The sequence below is a fragment of the Rhodococcus coprophilus NBRC 100603 genome, from assembly GCF_001895045.1.
In the GTDB taxonomy this organism is placed as follows: Bacteria; Actinomycetota; Actinomycetes; order Mycobacteriales; family Mycobacteriaceae; genus Rhodococcus; species Rhodococcus coprophilus.
Genome location: NZ_BDAM01000005.1, coordinates 152,726 through 166,295, shown reverse-complemented (window position 1 = coordinate 166,295; position 13,570 = coordinate 152,726). Strand labels below are relative to the sequence as shown.

The following is a 13,570-nucleotide window of genomic DNA, read 5'->3' as shown; positions in this document are numbered from 1 at the left end:
GTCCCAGAATGGGTCATGGCCCAGTTACTGACCGACGGTGAGATCGACTCCGCGCTGTCCGAACTCCCCGGATGGAGACGGGCAGGTGCTTCCCTGGTCCGCACCATCGAAGCACCGACGTTCGTCGACGCGATCGCTCTCGTCGACAAGGTCGCGGAGGCCGCCGAGGAGGCGGATCATCATCCCGATATCGACATCCGATGGCGGAAGGTGACCTACTCGCTGTGCACGCACTCCGCGGGAGGCATCACCGAATCGGATCCGGAGATGGCACGTCGGATCGACCGGCTGGCTCAATCGCAGGGCCTCTGACCCCACCGGGACCGGCGTCCGGAGCGCGAACTCTCCGTGCCCCCACGATCATCCACACGTAGACGACGAGCGCCCCGACGATGTAGACCGCACCGAGCCACGCCAGCGGAGCAGGACGTTCGATGGTCCAGATCGAGTCCTGGGCGCTGCTCAGGATCCAGGGCACGCCGACGAGTGCCACCGCGCCCCAGACCACAGCCACGACGCGGCTTCCGGCCAGGTGCGCGAGCGGGCCGTACACGAGCCAGATCAGCATGGGGATCACCCACACCCAGTGATGGGCCCACGAGATGGGTGAGACCAGCAGACCGAGGAGCTGGACGACCAGCAGCGTTCCGAGCAGGTCGTCTTTGCCGAGCGAGCGCCATGCCGCGAAGGCGAGCGCGGCGCACACCGCCACTGCCACGACCCAGACGAGCCCCGTCCCGACGTCCTCGCCCGCGATGCGGCTCAGTGCGCCTCGCAACGACTGGTTCCACACCGACCCCACCGGACCGATGCGGTCGGCATCGCCGAACAAGGTGGTGAAGTACATCCGGCCTTGCTCTCCCAGGACGAGCACGCTGATCAGCACCGTCGCCCCGAAGGCGACAGCCGAGAAGATCGCTTCCCGCCACCGTCGTCGCGCGAGGAAGTACAGGCCGGTGATCGCGGGGGTGAGCTTGATGCCGGCGAGAATGCCGACCAGCGCCCCGGACCACCACCATCGGGTGCTGCGCACCGCGACCATGACGCCGAGCACCAGGAATACGTTGATCTGCCCGTAGTCGAGTGTGGTGCGGAGGGGTTCGGTCCAGATGCCGACGGCCGTCCACACCAACGCTCGTGCGGTCCACGGGCGAGTGCGCGCGTCGGGCCCCACCACCAGTTCGAAGGCGATGCGCACGACGAAGAACAACGCCGCGACCGTGAGCAGTTGCCACACCACGCCGAGCACCTCGAACGGCAGCACGTGCAGTGGGAGGAACACCAGCGCCGCGAAGGGTGGATAGGTGAACGGCAGCGGAAAGTCCGGGGTGTAGCGGCTGAAGGTGAAGTTGTAGAGATCGCCTTGAAGCAGCGCGGCCGAACCGTCGACGTAGACGTGCAGATCGACGAGGTTCATGCCGTTGGGTGTGAACAGCGTCCAGGCCAGTCGTGCCGCGACGGAAATAACCAGCAGCGCTGCGCACCACAACATCGGATGCGAAGGAACTCGTCGTGGCACCGCGGTGCAGCCTCCCGTCGTTCCCGGACCGGATGCCCGGACCCCGGCAGTAGAGACTACCGGCGAACCCCCGGCGGCCCGAAACCTCGTTTCACGCGAGTAACAATCTCATCTCTACTCACAACAGTCACAGCAGAAACACGTTACCGTCACCGGGTACAACCATTCGGAACACGCTGTGGCTACACTCCCCCGAAGGCAACAGCCAGCCGGCTTCGGCACGGTGGGTTGTCCTGCGAGGGGGGACTCCATAGAGTGTCGCCTCGAGCCGTCAGCACCGGCGGGTCTTCCAGGCCTTCCAGGTGCTTCAACGACAAGGATGGGGAACAGTGCTTCGTACTCGAGGAATGCGGCGGGCGCTCACAGCGTGCGCACTTGCCGCCACTGCGGGACTGGCGGTGCCGTCGCACGCCCTCGCGCAACCGGCGCCCCCGGCGCTACCCGACCTGACCCAGTTCGTCGAACTGCCCCAGTTCGAGGTCCCCGCCGATCTGTCCATCGAGTCGTTGACGCGCCTGATCCCCGAGATCCAGGCGAACCCCGAGCAGGTAGAAGCACTCGCGTCCCTCGCTCCCGCGATCGTCGGCGCTGCAGCCGGCCCGTCGGACGTCGCAGACGTCGCCGAGGGCGGCAACGACCTGCTTGCACAGGCCAAGGAACTGCTCGCGAACTCCGAGCTTCCGGAGTCGCTCAAGGGCACCCTCGAGCGGGTCATCACCTTCCTCGACGGAAGCGGCGGCGGGGGCCCCGATATTCCGGCCCCGGGCACCGTCGTGATCTCGCAGTTCCTGTACCCGACGCTCGGCCAGGATTGCATCGGTGACGGGCAGGACTCCGTGGGCAGCGCGCTCGCGGTTGCCGGTCCGGCTCAGCTGCCTCCCCCCGGCCCGGCCGCCGGACAGGTGGGATTCGTATTCACCGCACTCGGCACCGCTCCTACCTCCGGCGAACAGGATCTCACCCTGAGCTGGATCAATGTGTCCAACGGCCGCAGCGGCACCCAGCCGCTCACCAACGAGGCACGGATCAACCCGGACGGCCCGGCGACTCTGAGCGCTATCGCCGACACCGGCTCGGGCCAGGTCGTCGCAGTGGTGTCGGGTGGAATCACCACTCAGAAGGAAGGCGCGGATCCGCGTTCGTGCAGCTTCCTGCCCACCCTGGGGCTGGTCTCGGTGCCCTGACCGAAAACCCCCACGACACACGCGAAGACCGCCGGGATCCGTCCCGGCGGTCTTCGTTCGTTTCGATGCCTTACCGGTTTTCGTCCACCCACCCGTGGTAGACCGGATCATGGCTTCCTTCCGGCATCGTGCCCGCCCGTCACCTCGTCGGCATCCCCGCGGGCGCCTGCTGCCCCGCTCTCCCCTGTCGAACCGATCGCTCCTGTCCCACCGATCGATCCTGTCGATCGCATCGGAGCGCTCGATCCTCTCGATCGGGTCCGCCGATTCGATCCTGTCGGTTGGCAGCGTGGGATCCATCCTCTCCGTCGGGTCGGCGGGATCGGTATGTTCCGCGCTGTCGGTCGGGTCGCTGGGCAGTCTCGGGTCCGCGCTCTCCGGGCTTTCGCGCTGGTCGGCGCTGTCGTGGCGCGGCGTCCACAGTGCTCCCGGTGAGCGTCCCCCGCTCGTCGTCACCGTCGGCGAACACGACCCCGACGAGCACTGCCAGACCTGACCCGGACGGCCGGACGACGGTGCCGATCGTGTGAAAGCGGTTGTGCATCGGCACTACTCCCGTGCTAGACACGTTAGGCCAGTCCGTTCGTACGGCGCACGAAAGTTTTCGGCCGCGATCTCCGCCGGCCCCGATCGAGGAGTCGCATGGCCGTCGAAACTCCGGTCCCGACGCGGGAAAGACCCGCACCGTCCGGGATCGTCGCAGTCTTGGCGATGTGCGGTATCGGCGTCGCCCTCATGCAGACACTGATCGTGCCGATCCTGCCGCGACTGCCGATCCTCGTGAACGCGACCCCCGAGAACACGTCATGGGCGGTGACCGCCACGCTGCTGGCCGGCGCGGTCGTCACCCCGATCAGTGGGCGCCTGGGCGACATGTTCGGCAAACGGCGGATGCTGCTCGCCAGCCTCGGCATGATGGTGCTCGGTTCCGCGGTGTGCGCGCTGTCGAACACGCTCGTGCCGTTGGTGATCGGGCGAACCCTTCAAGGTGCCGCTGTGGGCGCCATCCCGCTCGGCATCGCGATTCTGCGCGACGAACTGCCCCCCAAGCGCGTTCCCGGCGCGATGGCGACGATCAGCGCGACCATGGGCGTCGGTGGAGCCATCGGGCTTCCGCTCGCCGCACTGGTGGCGCAATTGACAGACTGGCACATGTTGTTCGTGGCCTCGCTCGTGCTGGGCGCCGTCGGTATCGCCGCGGTGCTGAAGTTCGTTCCGGAGTCGCCGCGACGCAACCCCGGCCGGTTCGACTTCCTGGGCGCGGCTCTGCTGTCGGTCGCCCTCGTCCTGCTTCTCCTTCCGGTCACCAAGGGAAATTCCTGGGGCTGGACGGACCCGGTCACCCTCGGGATGCTCGGCGGATCGCTGGTCGTGTTCCTCGGCTGGGGTTGGTACGAACTGCGATTGGACCGGCCCCTCGTCGATCTCAGGCTTTCCGCCCGCCGCCCGGTGTTGATGACGAACCTGGCGTCGATCGCGCTCGGCTTCGCGATGTACGCGAATGTCCTCGCCTTTCCCCAATTGCTCATGGCACCACCGGAAACCGGCTACGGCCTGGGCCAGTCGATGGTCGCCGCGGGCATGGCACTCGCCCCGAGCGGTCTCGTCATGATGGCGTTGTCACCGGTATCGGCCAGGATCACCACTACCTTCGGACCGCGGGTGACCCTCGCGTGCGGCGTGATCTTCGTGGGGATCGGCTATTTCACCGCCTACCTGCTGCACCGGGAACTGTGGCACATCGTGGTGGCGTCGATGGTCATCGGTGCGGGCGTCGGCCTGGCCTACGCCGCCATGCCCGCACTCATCATGAGCGCCGTACCGCTGCACGAATCCGCGGCGGCGAACAGCCTGAACACCCTGATGAGATCGATCGGCACCTCGACCGCCGCTGCGGTGATCGGTGTGGTGCTCGCCGCGATGACCGTCCAGATCGGTGACGCGGTGGTGCCCGCGCTCAGCGGTTTCCGCACCACCTTCCTCGTCGCGACCATCGCCTCGGCGGTCGCGTTGGTGCTCACCGCGCTCATCCCTCCCCCGCCGCCGCGGCTGCGAAAGGCCGGCACCGCTACAGACGTGTGAGCGACCACTGCCCGTAGTCGGCGGTGAAGACACGGTTGACGTCGATGCCGACTCCGTCGATGGTTCCGCCGCCCTTCTGGTGCAGGTTCGCGCGCGGGTGCACGTAGCCCGCAGGCGTACCCCAGTCGTGCTGCCAGTAGAAGGCACCGAGGCCCACCGCGGAGGCCCACTCGATGGTCGGCGAGTTCGCGTACACCCCGGTGTTCGCCGGCCCGACCACTTCCTGCCACGCCAGGAGGTAGGGCACGATCCGCGTGGTGAACTGCTCGAAGTTCGGGTTGTCATCGATCGATGCGTAGATGGGGCGGTCGTCGGGTCCCCCTGCCGCACGATGCAGTTCCAGGCCCCGCTGCGCGTGCCTGCGCCCTGCCTCGTAGCCGCCGAGCCAGTCGGCGGTCTCCGCCTTCCCGAACTGGTAGCACGACACCACTTCCAGACCGCTGTCGAGCAGGGCGTCCGCTTCCCGGGCGGTCAGCGGCTTCCCGAGCATCCACTCCGCGCCCGGCCGACGATCGGAGACGTATCGGATCGCTCCGATGTGCCCGGCAGACCGGATCGACGCCGGCGACGGGACACCGGCCGAGTAGTCGACGATGGTGCCGAGAACTTCCCGGCCCTGCGCGACCCCGGGGGTCACCACCGCGGACGCCACCACAGCGCCCGAACCGATCGCCGCGTACCGCAACATGTCTCGACGAGAAAACGCCATGACGCCTCGTTTCGGAATGTGTGAAGGGTGCCCCCGGATTGCACCACATTCACACGCGCCCCAGGGGGCACATCGGTAAAGGTCCTGGTCGGACCCTGCCGTCAGCGACCCGACAACTCCGCGAAGAACGCCGGCACCAGCGCGACGTCCTCGACCGTTCGCACCGTGGTGCGCACCCCGAGTCCGTGTTCCTTGAGCAGGTCGCACAGGCCTTCTCCGTCGACGAGATCGATCGGCGGAGCGCCGTGCCGATGCGCCTCCGCGCGCGCGTCGTCGGTGAAGGATCCGGTCGAGACCAGAAGACCCTTCTCGCCGCGACCGACCATGGCCGCGCGGAACTCCCGCACGACGTCGGCTCCCGCGTGCTCCTGGCCCCGCACGAACCGGAAGAACACCGAGAAACTCAGCAGCGACACGCGCAGGATCCCCGTGCCCTCCACCTGAGTGTCGGCGTCGACGCGTCCTCCGGGAGCCGGGACGGTCAAGGTGGTGAAGCCCGCCGACCGCAACACCGCGGTGACGAGACGCTCGAAGCCTTCCGCGGGCAGGTCGGCGACGGCACCGAGCACCGGCTCGCGCCACAGTTCGGGATCCTCCGGCGCCGCGGCGAGCGGGACGACCTGCGCACCCTGAGACGAGTTCCTCACGAGACGCCTGCGGCGCTTCTCCGCGGTGTATGCGACCTGCATGGGCTTGATCTCGGACTCGCGGACCGCGCGACCGCTGTCGGTCACACTCCAGACGCCGCGCCGAGTGTTCGACAGCAGGCCCATGCCCTTGAGGTAAGTCCGCGACCAGGCGATCCGGTATTCGATCTCGGTGCCGGGACCGTCACCGTGCAGTACGGCCTGAGCTTCCTCGGACAGACCCACCCGGGCGATCACCGCGGCGTCGATCTCCTCGATCACCCCGGATCCGCCGATCTCGATCACCGCCTGCAGGGTCGGCCACAGGAGATCCGTGTACGGCGGCAACGCGGATTCGTCGCTGCCGGTGTTCCGGACGGAGTTTCCGATCGCGTTCCGGCGCTGCACACCTTCCCCTAACGTTGCGGCCACGCGGCCGCGCTTCGGTCCTGGACGTCGGAAAATACCCTAGCCGATGCTGCACAGGCCCCGGTGGCCGCGCTCTCCACCGGCCCAGACAGCAGGGGGCCGGCAAAGCGGCCGCCCCGCGCGTGCCATCGACCTACCATGCGAGACGGGGACACCGTCCGTTCGCACCGGCCCACCCCGCGTGAGGTGATCTCATGAACCGTCCCGCCCCGGTGGACATGGCCCACCACTCACACCTGTGCGGCATGTTCGCGCCCCAGCGGGAGGAGGTGGATGTTCGGGGGCTCGACGTCGTGGGGGAACTGCCCGACGGTCTGGAAGGCAGCTACCTTCGCAACGGACCGAACCCTCGGTTCGATCCCATCGGGCACTACGTCTACCCGATCGACGGCGACGGGATGGTGCATCGGATCGAACTGTCCGCGGGTACAGCGCGCTATACGAACCGTTTCGTGCGTACCCCGCAGGTCGTGGCCGAAGAGAAGGCGGGGCGGGCCCTGTGGGCCGGTATCACCGATCCGTATTTCCCGGCCGCCGACGAGGTCGGACCCGATCTCGCGAACACCATGCGCGAACTTCCCGACATCAACATCGTCCGCCACGGCGGCCGGACGCTCGCGCTGGCCGAAGCGGCACCGCCGTACGCCCTCGGCACGGACCTCGAGACCCTCGGGCGGGAGACGTTCGGCGGCACGTTGCCGGTCGGTCTGACCGCTCACCCCAAGATCGACCCGCGCACCGGCGAAATGGTCGCGTTCTGCTACATGCTCGATCCGCCGTACCTGACGTGGTCGGTGTTCGGCCCGGACGGCGCGGTCACCCGCGCGGCCACGCCCGTCGAGGGTGCGGATCGCCCTCTGATGGTGCACGACATGGCGCTGACCGGAACGTACATCGTGCTGGTCCTGGCCCCGATGGTGTTCGATCTCGGGAAGATCTTCGACGGCGGATCACCACTGGAGTGGCGACCCGAACTCGGCGTGCAGATCGCGCTCGTCCCCCGCGACGGTGGTGCCGTGCGATGGTTCACCACCGACGCCTTCTGGATGTGGCACACCGCCAATGCCTTCGACCTGCCCGGCGGGGACGTGGCCCTGGACTACGTCGAATGGCGGTATCCCGGCGCGTTGACCGCGCACGCCGGCCCCAACCCGTCGCTGTTGCGGCGCGCGACCATCGGGTCCCGCGGCGTCACCCGCACGACACTCCACGAACGCGACATCGAGTTCCCCCGCATCGACGACCGCCGGTCGACCGGGCGGCATCGTGTCGTCGCCACACTGGGCCGCAGCGGGTCGCGGCGACTCCCGTCGGGCTCGGCCGACGCCCTCTTCTGGTTCGACGTGGAAACCGGCGCCGACACGGTGTGGTGCGACGGCACTCTGTCGCCCGGCGAACCGGCCTACCTCACGAGCACGTCCGGCGCAGGGTACTGGGGCTCGATCGCAACCGACTTCACCGATCTCACGAGTTGGTTCCTGGTGTTCCCCGAAGTCGACCCGGGGGCCGGACCGGTTGCGCGGGTACGGTTACCGATCCGGGTCCCGGCGGGTCTGCACGGGGCGTGGCTGCCGTCGGCGTGAGTACACCCGTTGCATAGTGTGAGTGGATGGGCTTCACACGCGCCGAACTCGAATCATTCCGTGACGCCGTTGTTCCCGACCTCGTCGGACCCGGGTGCCGCTTACTGTTCGTCGGTATCAATCCCGGTCTCTGGACCGCGGCGACGGGAGCGCACTTCGCCCGACCCGGAAATCGCTTCTACCCCGCGCTGTTTCGTGCCGGGATCATCACGCACCCGATCGCTCCGTCGGACGGAATGAGCGAGGCCGATCGCGCCCATCTCGTCGAAAGAGGTGTGGGCATCACCAACCTCGCGCCCCGTGCCACCGCCCGGGCCGACGAACTCACCCCGGAAGAACTGCGCGCGGGTTCCGAACGGCTGGCGTCGGTGGTGGCGGAGTTTCGGCCGCTGGTCGTCGCGGTCGCCGGGATCACGGCGTACCGCGCGGCGTTCGGGAAACGAAAGGCGCGTCCGGGTCTTCAGGACGAGACACTCGACGGGACTCCCCTCTGGGTGGTGCCCAACCCGAGCGGTCTCAACGCCCACGAGACCGTGGAGTCGCTGGCCGCGGCCTACGCGGAACCTGCTCGGGCGGCGGGGATTCTCACTGCTCCGACTTCACCCGCCCGGTGACCTTGTGGAGGTAGTCCAAGGCCCGATACCCGGGCGGAGTTCCCTCGACGAGAATCGCTGAACCGTCCGAGTTCTCGGTCCTGAGCGGCAGGATCGCCCGGTACGCCGGCGAGTCGTACCACGCCCGTGCCTCCTCGAGGTCGGGAAATTCGATGAGCACGAGATGGCCGGGCCATTCGCCCTCGAGCACCTGCGGATCGGTTCCGTGGACGAGGAACCGCCCGCCGTATGCGCGGAGGGTGTCGTCGATCTTCGTCAGGTATTCGGCGATGGCGTCTCCGAACTCGACGCTGTGGAGGTGGGCTACGGCGTATGCGGTCATGCCTCGAGCTTGCCGCGAGAAATGGAATAGAGCGATTACCCGCGAGGTAATGGCTGTCGTTCCCGCGGGCCTTATCGTCGAATGCATGACGGTCGTGGAGTCGATCCGGCCCGGTACGTTGTTGCGCACCTGGCGGGAGCGCCGAGGGCTGAGTCAGCTCGCTCTCGCCCATCGAGCAGGTATCTCGTCCCGGCACATCAGCTTCGTCGAGACGGGACGGTCGCAGCCGTCCCGAGATGTCGTGCTGAGGCTGAGCGAACACCTGGAGATCCCCCTGCGAGAACGCAATTCGATCTTGCTCGCCGCGGGCCTCGCGCCGGCGTATCCGGAGCACCGGCTCGGCGAGGTGCCGCTGGCGGCCGTATCCGATGCGATCGCCCGGATCCTGGAACTGCACCAGCCGTTTCCCGCCCTGGTCGTCGACCGTCACTGGACGATGATCGACGCGAACGACGCCATCGTGTCGATGGTTGCGGATTGTGATCCGGATCTGCTCGAACCACCCGTCAACGTACTGCGCCTGACCCTCCACCCGCGGGGGCTCGCACCGCGCATCCTCAATCTCGGACAGTGGCGCGCGCACCTGCTGGAGCGGTTACGTCACCAGATCGGGGCGACCGGCGACCCGGTGCTGTCGCGCCTGCACGACGAACTCGAGCAGTATCCGTGCGACGACCCCGTGACGACGACGGCACCGCATTCGCTGGTCGTGCCACTCCGCTTGCGCCTCGGGGACGACGAGTTGTCGTTCCTGAGCACGACCACGCTGTTCGGGACTCCGCTCGATGTCACGGTCTCGGAATTGGCGATCGAAGCTTTCTACCCTGCGGATGCCTCCACGGCCGCGGCGCTGCATGGGTCGTGACCCGTCTCGAACGCCTCGAAGCGGTGTTGTCCGGGTGTCGTCCGCGCTACGGTTGGCACGGAAACTGTGTTCGAGCAGATCCGAAAGGCTGTAGTCATGAGCGCTTCGAAATGGTGGGTCGTCGACGGACGCGACGACGGTTTCGCTCTCGAGCAGCGTGCCACCGGGGACATCGTGATCATGAACAACGCGACTTCGGAAGAGCATGTCCTGCCGGGATACGTATGGAAGCACTCTCCGAATTTCGGCCTTCAGATCCAGAGCGACGGGCCTCCGCCCTACGGCTCCTGGATCGAGAACCCGGAAGACTGAGCTAGCCGGGGCGGTCGCACAAATCCGGACTTCGGAGCCGAACAGGCCGGCCTGCCGGAGCGAATCCGTCTGTCAGCCGAGGGAGATCTGCCAGACGAGGGCGGCGGCAAGAGCCCCTGCGCCGTTGAGCGACCAGTGCAGCGCGATCGGCGCGAGAATACTTCCGCTGCGCAAGCGGAGCCAGGTGAACACGAGGCCCGCAGCGGCGGTCGCGACCACCGCGCCGACGACACCGGCGACCTGTCCCCAGAGTCCGGTACCGAAAACGGCGGCCAGACCGGCGTTACCCGAGGTGAGGCCGAGGGACGATGCGACATGCCACAGGCCGAACAGCAGCGACCCCGCTGCAAAGACCCCGCGCGCACCCCACGCACGTTCGAGAGTGCCGTGAAGGACGCCGCGGAAAGCGAGTTCTTCGGGGATCACGGTTTGCAGGGGGATGATGATCATCGAAGCGACGAGCGCGCCCGAGATGGTTGCGTAGCGTTCGGAGAGAAAGAACTGACGGGTGAACGGAAGCGCGATGCCGATCGCGACAACGGTGAGAACCAGGCCGACCGCGGCGAGCGAATAGAGCGTGCCTCGTTTCCAGTGCCGCGGCGACAGACCGAGTTCGGACCAGCGCATTCCCCGGCGACGCATCAGGACGACGAGGATCGCGGCGGAAATGGGAACTGTGGCGATCGATGCCCATACGGTCGTAAAGTGCGCCACCAGGTTCGTAGCGACCAGGACGGTTACGACAACTGCGACGTCCACCCACGCGCGAAATCGGGACAACCAGGCCAAAAAGGGCAATTGAAGGGCTTGGACGCTCACGCAGTCTTCTTTCCGATTTTTCCGTGCATCCATACCATTGTAAGGAATTTGCGCGCCCGACTGCATGATGCGCATCACCCTCGGGTGCCCGACCAACCACGGCGTGGTTTCCATCTCGAGACGTCCTCCCGCGCCGGAGACGTGGGTCACACCCTTCACGAAGGACTCCTTCGTCACACGCCCCGTCGTCGGGGGGCCGATTCTGCACGACTAATCTGTCTTCGGAACACCACCCCCTCTTCCAGGAGAAACAATGGCCGACTTCCTCTACGAGGACCTGCTGCCGATCGGGGACGACCCCACCGAATATCGGCTGCTGACCAGCGAGGGGGTGTCCACCGTCGAAGGCCCTGACGGCCGCACCTTTCTGAAGGTCGAGCCCGAGGCCCTGCGCCTGCTGACCGAGACCGCGCTGCACGACATTTCGCACTATCTGCGCTCGGACCATCTGAAGCAGCTCGCGAGCATCCTCGACGATCCCGAAGCGTCGGACAACGACAAGTTCGTGGCTCTCGACCTGCTGAAGAACGCGAACATCGCTGCGGCAGGGGTGTTGCCGATGTGCCAGGACACCGGGACCGCCATCGTCATGGGAAAGCGCGGCCAGCAGGTGCTCACCCCCGGTGACGACGAGGAGTCGATCGCGCGCGGCGTGTACGACGCGTACACCCGGCTGAACCTGCGGTACTCGCAGAACGCTCCCCTGACCATGTGGGACGAGAAGAACACCGGCAACAACCTGCCGGCCCAGATCGAGCTCTACGCGGACACCGCGAAGGGCCACGAGAACTCCTACAAGTTCCTGTTCATGGCGAAAGGTGGCGGGTCGGCCAACAAGTCGTACCTGTACCAGGAGACCAAAGCGATCCTGAACCCTGACTCGATGATGCAGTTCCTCGAGGCCAAGATCCGTTCGCTCGGCACCGCGGCGTGCCCGCCGTACCACCTCGCGATCGTCGTCGGCGGTACGTCGGCCGAGTTCGCGCTCAAGACCGCGAAATACGCGTCCGCGCACTACCTCGACGAGCTGCCGACGGAAGGTGCGATGACCGGTCGCGGATTCCGCGATCACGAGCTGGAGAAGAAGGTCTTCGAGCTCACCCAGAAGATCGGGATCGGCGCGCAGTTCGGCGGCAAGTACTTCTGCCACGACGTGCGTGTGGTTCGTCTGCCGCGCCACGGTGCGTCGCTGCCGGTCGCCATCGCGGTGTCGTGCTCTGCCGACCGCCAGGCGAAGGCGAAGATCACTCCGGAGGGCGTGTTCCTCGAGCAGCTCGAGTTCGACCCCGGCCGCTTCCTGCCGGAGGTCACCGACAGCCAGCTCGACGCGGAGACGTCCGGTGTCTCCGGGACGGGCAAGGGCGCGGCCGTGAAGATCGATCTCACCCGCCCGATGCCCGAAATCCTCGCCGAACTGTCGAAGCATCCCGTCAAGACGCGCCTGTCGCTCACGGGCCCTCTCGTGGTGGCCCGCGACATCGCGCACGCGAAGATCAAGGAACGTCTCGACGCGGGCGAGGAGATGCCGCAGTACCTCAAGGACCACCCCGTGTACTACGCCGGCCCGGCGAAGACTCCGGAAGGTCTCGCGTCCGGGTCCTTCGGCCCGACCACAGCCGGTCGCATGGACTCGTACGTCGAGCAGTTCCAGGCCGCCGGCGGCTCGATGATCATGCTCGCCAAGGGAAACCGGTCCAAGCAGGTGACCGAGGCGTGCCACAGGCACGGCGGTTTCTACCTCGGCTCGATCGGCGGTCCCGCGGCACGCCTGGCACTGGATTGCATCAAGAACGTCGAGATCGTCGAATACGAAGAACTCGGCATGGAGGCGGTCTGGAAGATCGACGTGGAGGACTTCCCGGCGTTCATCGTCGTCGACGACAAGGGCAACGACTTCTTCGCCCACACCGGCGAGGTCACGCTCACCGTCGGTAAGCGCCCGGGTCTGTAACCCGCAGGCACACAGCATGGTTCGGCCCCGATGGAATTTGTCCATCGGGGCCGAACTCGTCTGTACGATTCTCAGGCCGCGCAGGCGTGTGTGCGCGAGAGCACTGCGGGCGCCCGGGCGACGATTCTGCGAAGAAAGCCGACGACGATCTCGGACGACGGTTCGTCGCCCGGGGCGGCAATGTCGCACAGGGCTCGATACGTCTCGGCCGTCATGGCCGGTACGACGCGGAAGTGCGTCGACATCGTGAAGGTGATGTCGAGGTCGCGGTCCGGGACACTCAACTTCAGCTCCGGGCCGTGCGCACCCACGATCACACAAGCATTCACCGCCGCGCCTGCGGCGAGGTATTCGAACGACGCGGAATGCACATGGTTGTGTGCCATCTGCCGATAGAGCGGTCGCAGCCCACCGAGAACCAGCGGCGGAAGCGCGACCGTGCGGGATCGCTCGGCGCTGAACATGCGAATCTCTCCTTCGGTACTTACGGCCGCAAACCAGCCGGTACTATCTGTAACGACACCAATACTGGAACTATCCCAGAAAAGCGGGACC

At 66.8% G+C, this 13,570-nt stretch carries 15 protein-coding genes; 9 read left to right on the top strand and 6 right to left on the bottom strand.

Annotated features, from left to right (window positions below):
• Positions 1-15 precede the first annotated feature (15 nt).
• Entirely contained in the window at positions 16-312 is a 297-nt protein-coding gene (locus RDCOP1_RS09530) for a 4a-hydroxytetrahydrobiopterin dehydratase (RefSeq protein WP_072699881.1), read from the top strand.
• On the opposite strand, the gene RDCOP1_RS09525 is transcribed toward RDCOP1_RS09530, so the two are convergent.
• Positions 248-1,492 carry a mannosyltransferase gene (locus tag RDCOP1_RS09525; protein WP_072699880.1) on the bottom strand — a complete coding sequence of 415 codons (1,245 nt, stop codon included), beginning with the start codon at positions 1,490-1,492 and terminating at the stop codon, positions 248-250. The two genes, RDCOP1_RS09530 and RDCOP1_RS09525, sit on opposite strands and share 65 nt — an antisense overlap.
• 374 nt (positions 1,493-1,866) lie before the next feature.
• Here RDCOP1_RS09525 and RDCOP1_RS09520 point away from each other — a divergent pair, with 374 nt between their 5' ends.
• The 3 genes from RDCOP1_RS09520 (at position 1,867) to RDCOP1_RS09510 (ending at position 4,785) form a co-directional block, all read left to right on the top strand.
• The gene (locus tag RDCOP1_RS09520; RefSeq protein WP_072699879.1) at positions 1,867-2,703 is read left to right on the top strand and encodes an Rv1157c family protein; all 837 of its coding nucleotides are present in this window, start codon (positions 1,867-1,869) and stop codon (positions 2,701-2,703) included.
• Positions 2,704-2,812: 109 nt separating this feature from the next.
• A complete protein-coding gene (locus RDCOP1_RS09515; RefSeq protein WP_371836816.1) occupies positions 2,813-3,199 on the top strand; it encodes a hypothetical protein in 387 nt (128 codons plus the stop codon).
• A gap of 146 nt (positions 3,200-3,345) precedes the next feature.
• A complete protein-coding gene (locus tag RDCOP1_RS09510; RefSeq protein WP_072699878.1) occupies positions 3,346-4,785 on the top strand; it encodes an MFS transporter in 1,440 nt (479 codons plus the stop codon).
• Here the strand turns inward: RDCOP1_RS09510 and RDCOP1_RS09505 are convergent.
• Both RDCOP1_RS09505 and RDCOP1_RS09500 read right to left on the bottom strand, forming a co-directional pair.
• A complete protein-coding gene (locus RDCOP1_RS09505) occupies positions 4,772-5,494 on the bottom strand; it encodes a DUF1906 domain-containing protein (RefSeq protein WP_072699877.1) in 723 nt (240 codons plus the stop codon). The genes RDCOP1_RS09510 and RDCOP1_RS09505 overlap by 14 nt on opposite strands.
• Positions 5,495-5,595: 101 nt before the next feature.
• Entirely contained in the window at positions 5,596-6,528 is a 933-nt protein-coding gene (locus RDCOP1_RS09500) for a restriction endonuclease (RefSeq protein ID WP_072699876.1), read from the bottom strand.
• A gap of 215 nt (positions 6,529-6,743) precedes the next feature.
• Between RDCOP1_RS09500 and RDCOP1_RS09495 the strand changes: the two genes are divergently transcribed.
• Together RDCOP1_RS09495 and RDCOP1_RS09490 are read left to right on the top strand one after the other, a co-directional pair.
• Positions 6,744-8,132 (top strand): carotenoid oxygenase family protein, encoded by a 1,389-nt coding sequence (locus tag RDCOP1_RS09495; protein WP_072699875.1) that lies wholly within the window; start codon positions 6,744-6,746, stop codon positions 8,130-8,132.
• A 26-nt stretch (positions 8,133-8,158) separates the two neighbouring features.
• Complete coding sequence (locus RDCOP1_RS09490) at positions 8,159-8,746, top strand: mismatch-specific DNA-glycosylase (RefSeq protein WP_072699874.1); 588 nt, start codon at positions 8,159-8,161, stop codon at positions 8,744-8,746.
• Here RDCOP1_RS09490 and RDCOP1_RS09485 read toward each other — a convergent pair.
• Positions 8,718-9,068 (bottom strand): DUF1330 domain-containing protein, encoded by a 351-nt coding sequence (locus RDCOP1_RS09485; protein WP_072699873.1) that lies wholly within the window; start codon positions 9,066-9,068, stop codon positions 8,718-8,720. The two genes, RDCOP1_RS09490 and RDCOP1_RS09485, sit on opposite strands and share 29 nt — an antisense overlap.
• A gap of 85 nt (positions 9,069-9,153) precedes the next feature.
• Here RDCOP1_RS09485 and RDCOP1_RS09480 point away from each other — a divergent pair, with 85 nt between their 5' ends.
• Both RDCOP1_RS09480 and RDCOP1_RS09475 read left to right on the top strand, forming a co-directional pair.
• Positions 9,154-9,933, top strand: a complete 780-nt coding sequence (locus RDCOP1_RS09480; protein WP_072699872.1) for a helix-turn-helix domain-containing protein — start codon at positions 9,154-9,156, stop codon at positions 9,931-9,933.
• A 96-nt stretch (positions 9,934-10,029) separates the two neighbouring features.
• A complete protein-coding gene (locus RDCOP1_RS09475) occupies positions 10,030-10,245 on the top strand; it encodes a maltose regulon activator MalT (protein ID WP_072699871.1) in 216 nt (71 codons plus the stop codon).
• 72 nt (positions 10,246-10,317) lie between these two features.
• Here the strand turns inward: RDCOP1_RS09475 and RDCOP1_RS09470 are convergent, their stop codons facing one another.
• Positions 10,318-11,097, bottom strand: coding sequence for a CPBP family intramembrane glutamic endopeptidase (locus RDCOP1_RS09470; protein ID WP_084722557.1), 780 nt, complete (start codon positions 11,095-11,097; stop codon positions 10,318-10,320).
• Positions 11,098-11,317: 220 nt separating this feature from the next.
• Here RDCOP1_RS09470 and RDCOP1_RS09465 point away from each other — a divergent pair, with 220 nt between their 5' ends.
• The gene (locus RDCOP1_RS09465) at positions 11,318-13,015 is read left to right on the top strand and encodes a fumarate hydratase (protein ID WP_072699870.1); all 1,698 of its coding nucleotides are present in this window, start codon (positions 11,318-11,320) and stop codon (positions 13,013-13,015) included.
• 71 nt (positions 13,016-13,086) lie between these two features.
• On the opposite strand, the gene RDCOP1_RS09460 is transcribed toward RDCOP1_RS09465, so the two are convergent.
• Entirely contained in the window at positions 13,087-13,479 is a 393-nt protein-coding gene (locus tag RDCOP1_RS09460) for a hypothetical protein (protein WP_072699869.1), read from the bottom strand.
• Positions 13,480-13,570: the final 91 nt, after the last annotated feature.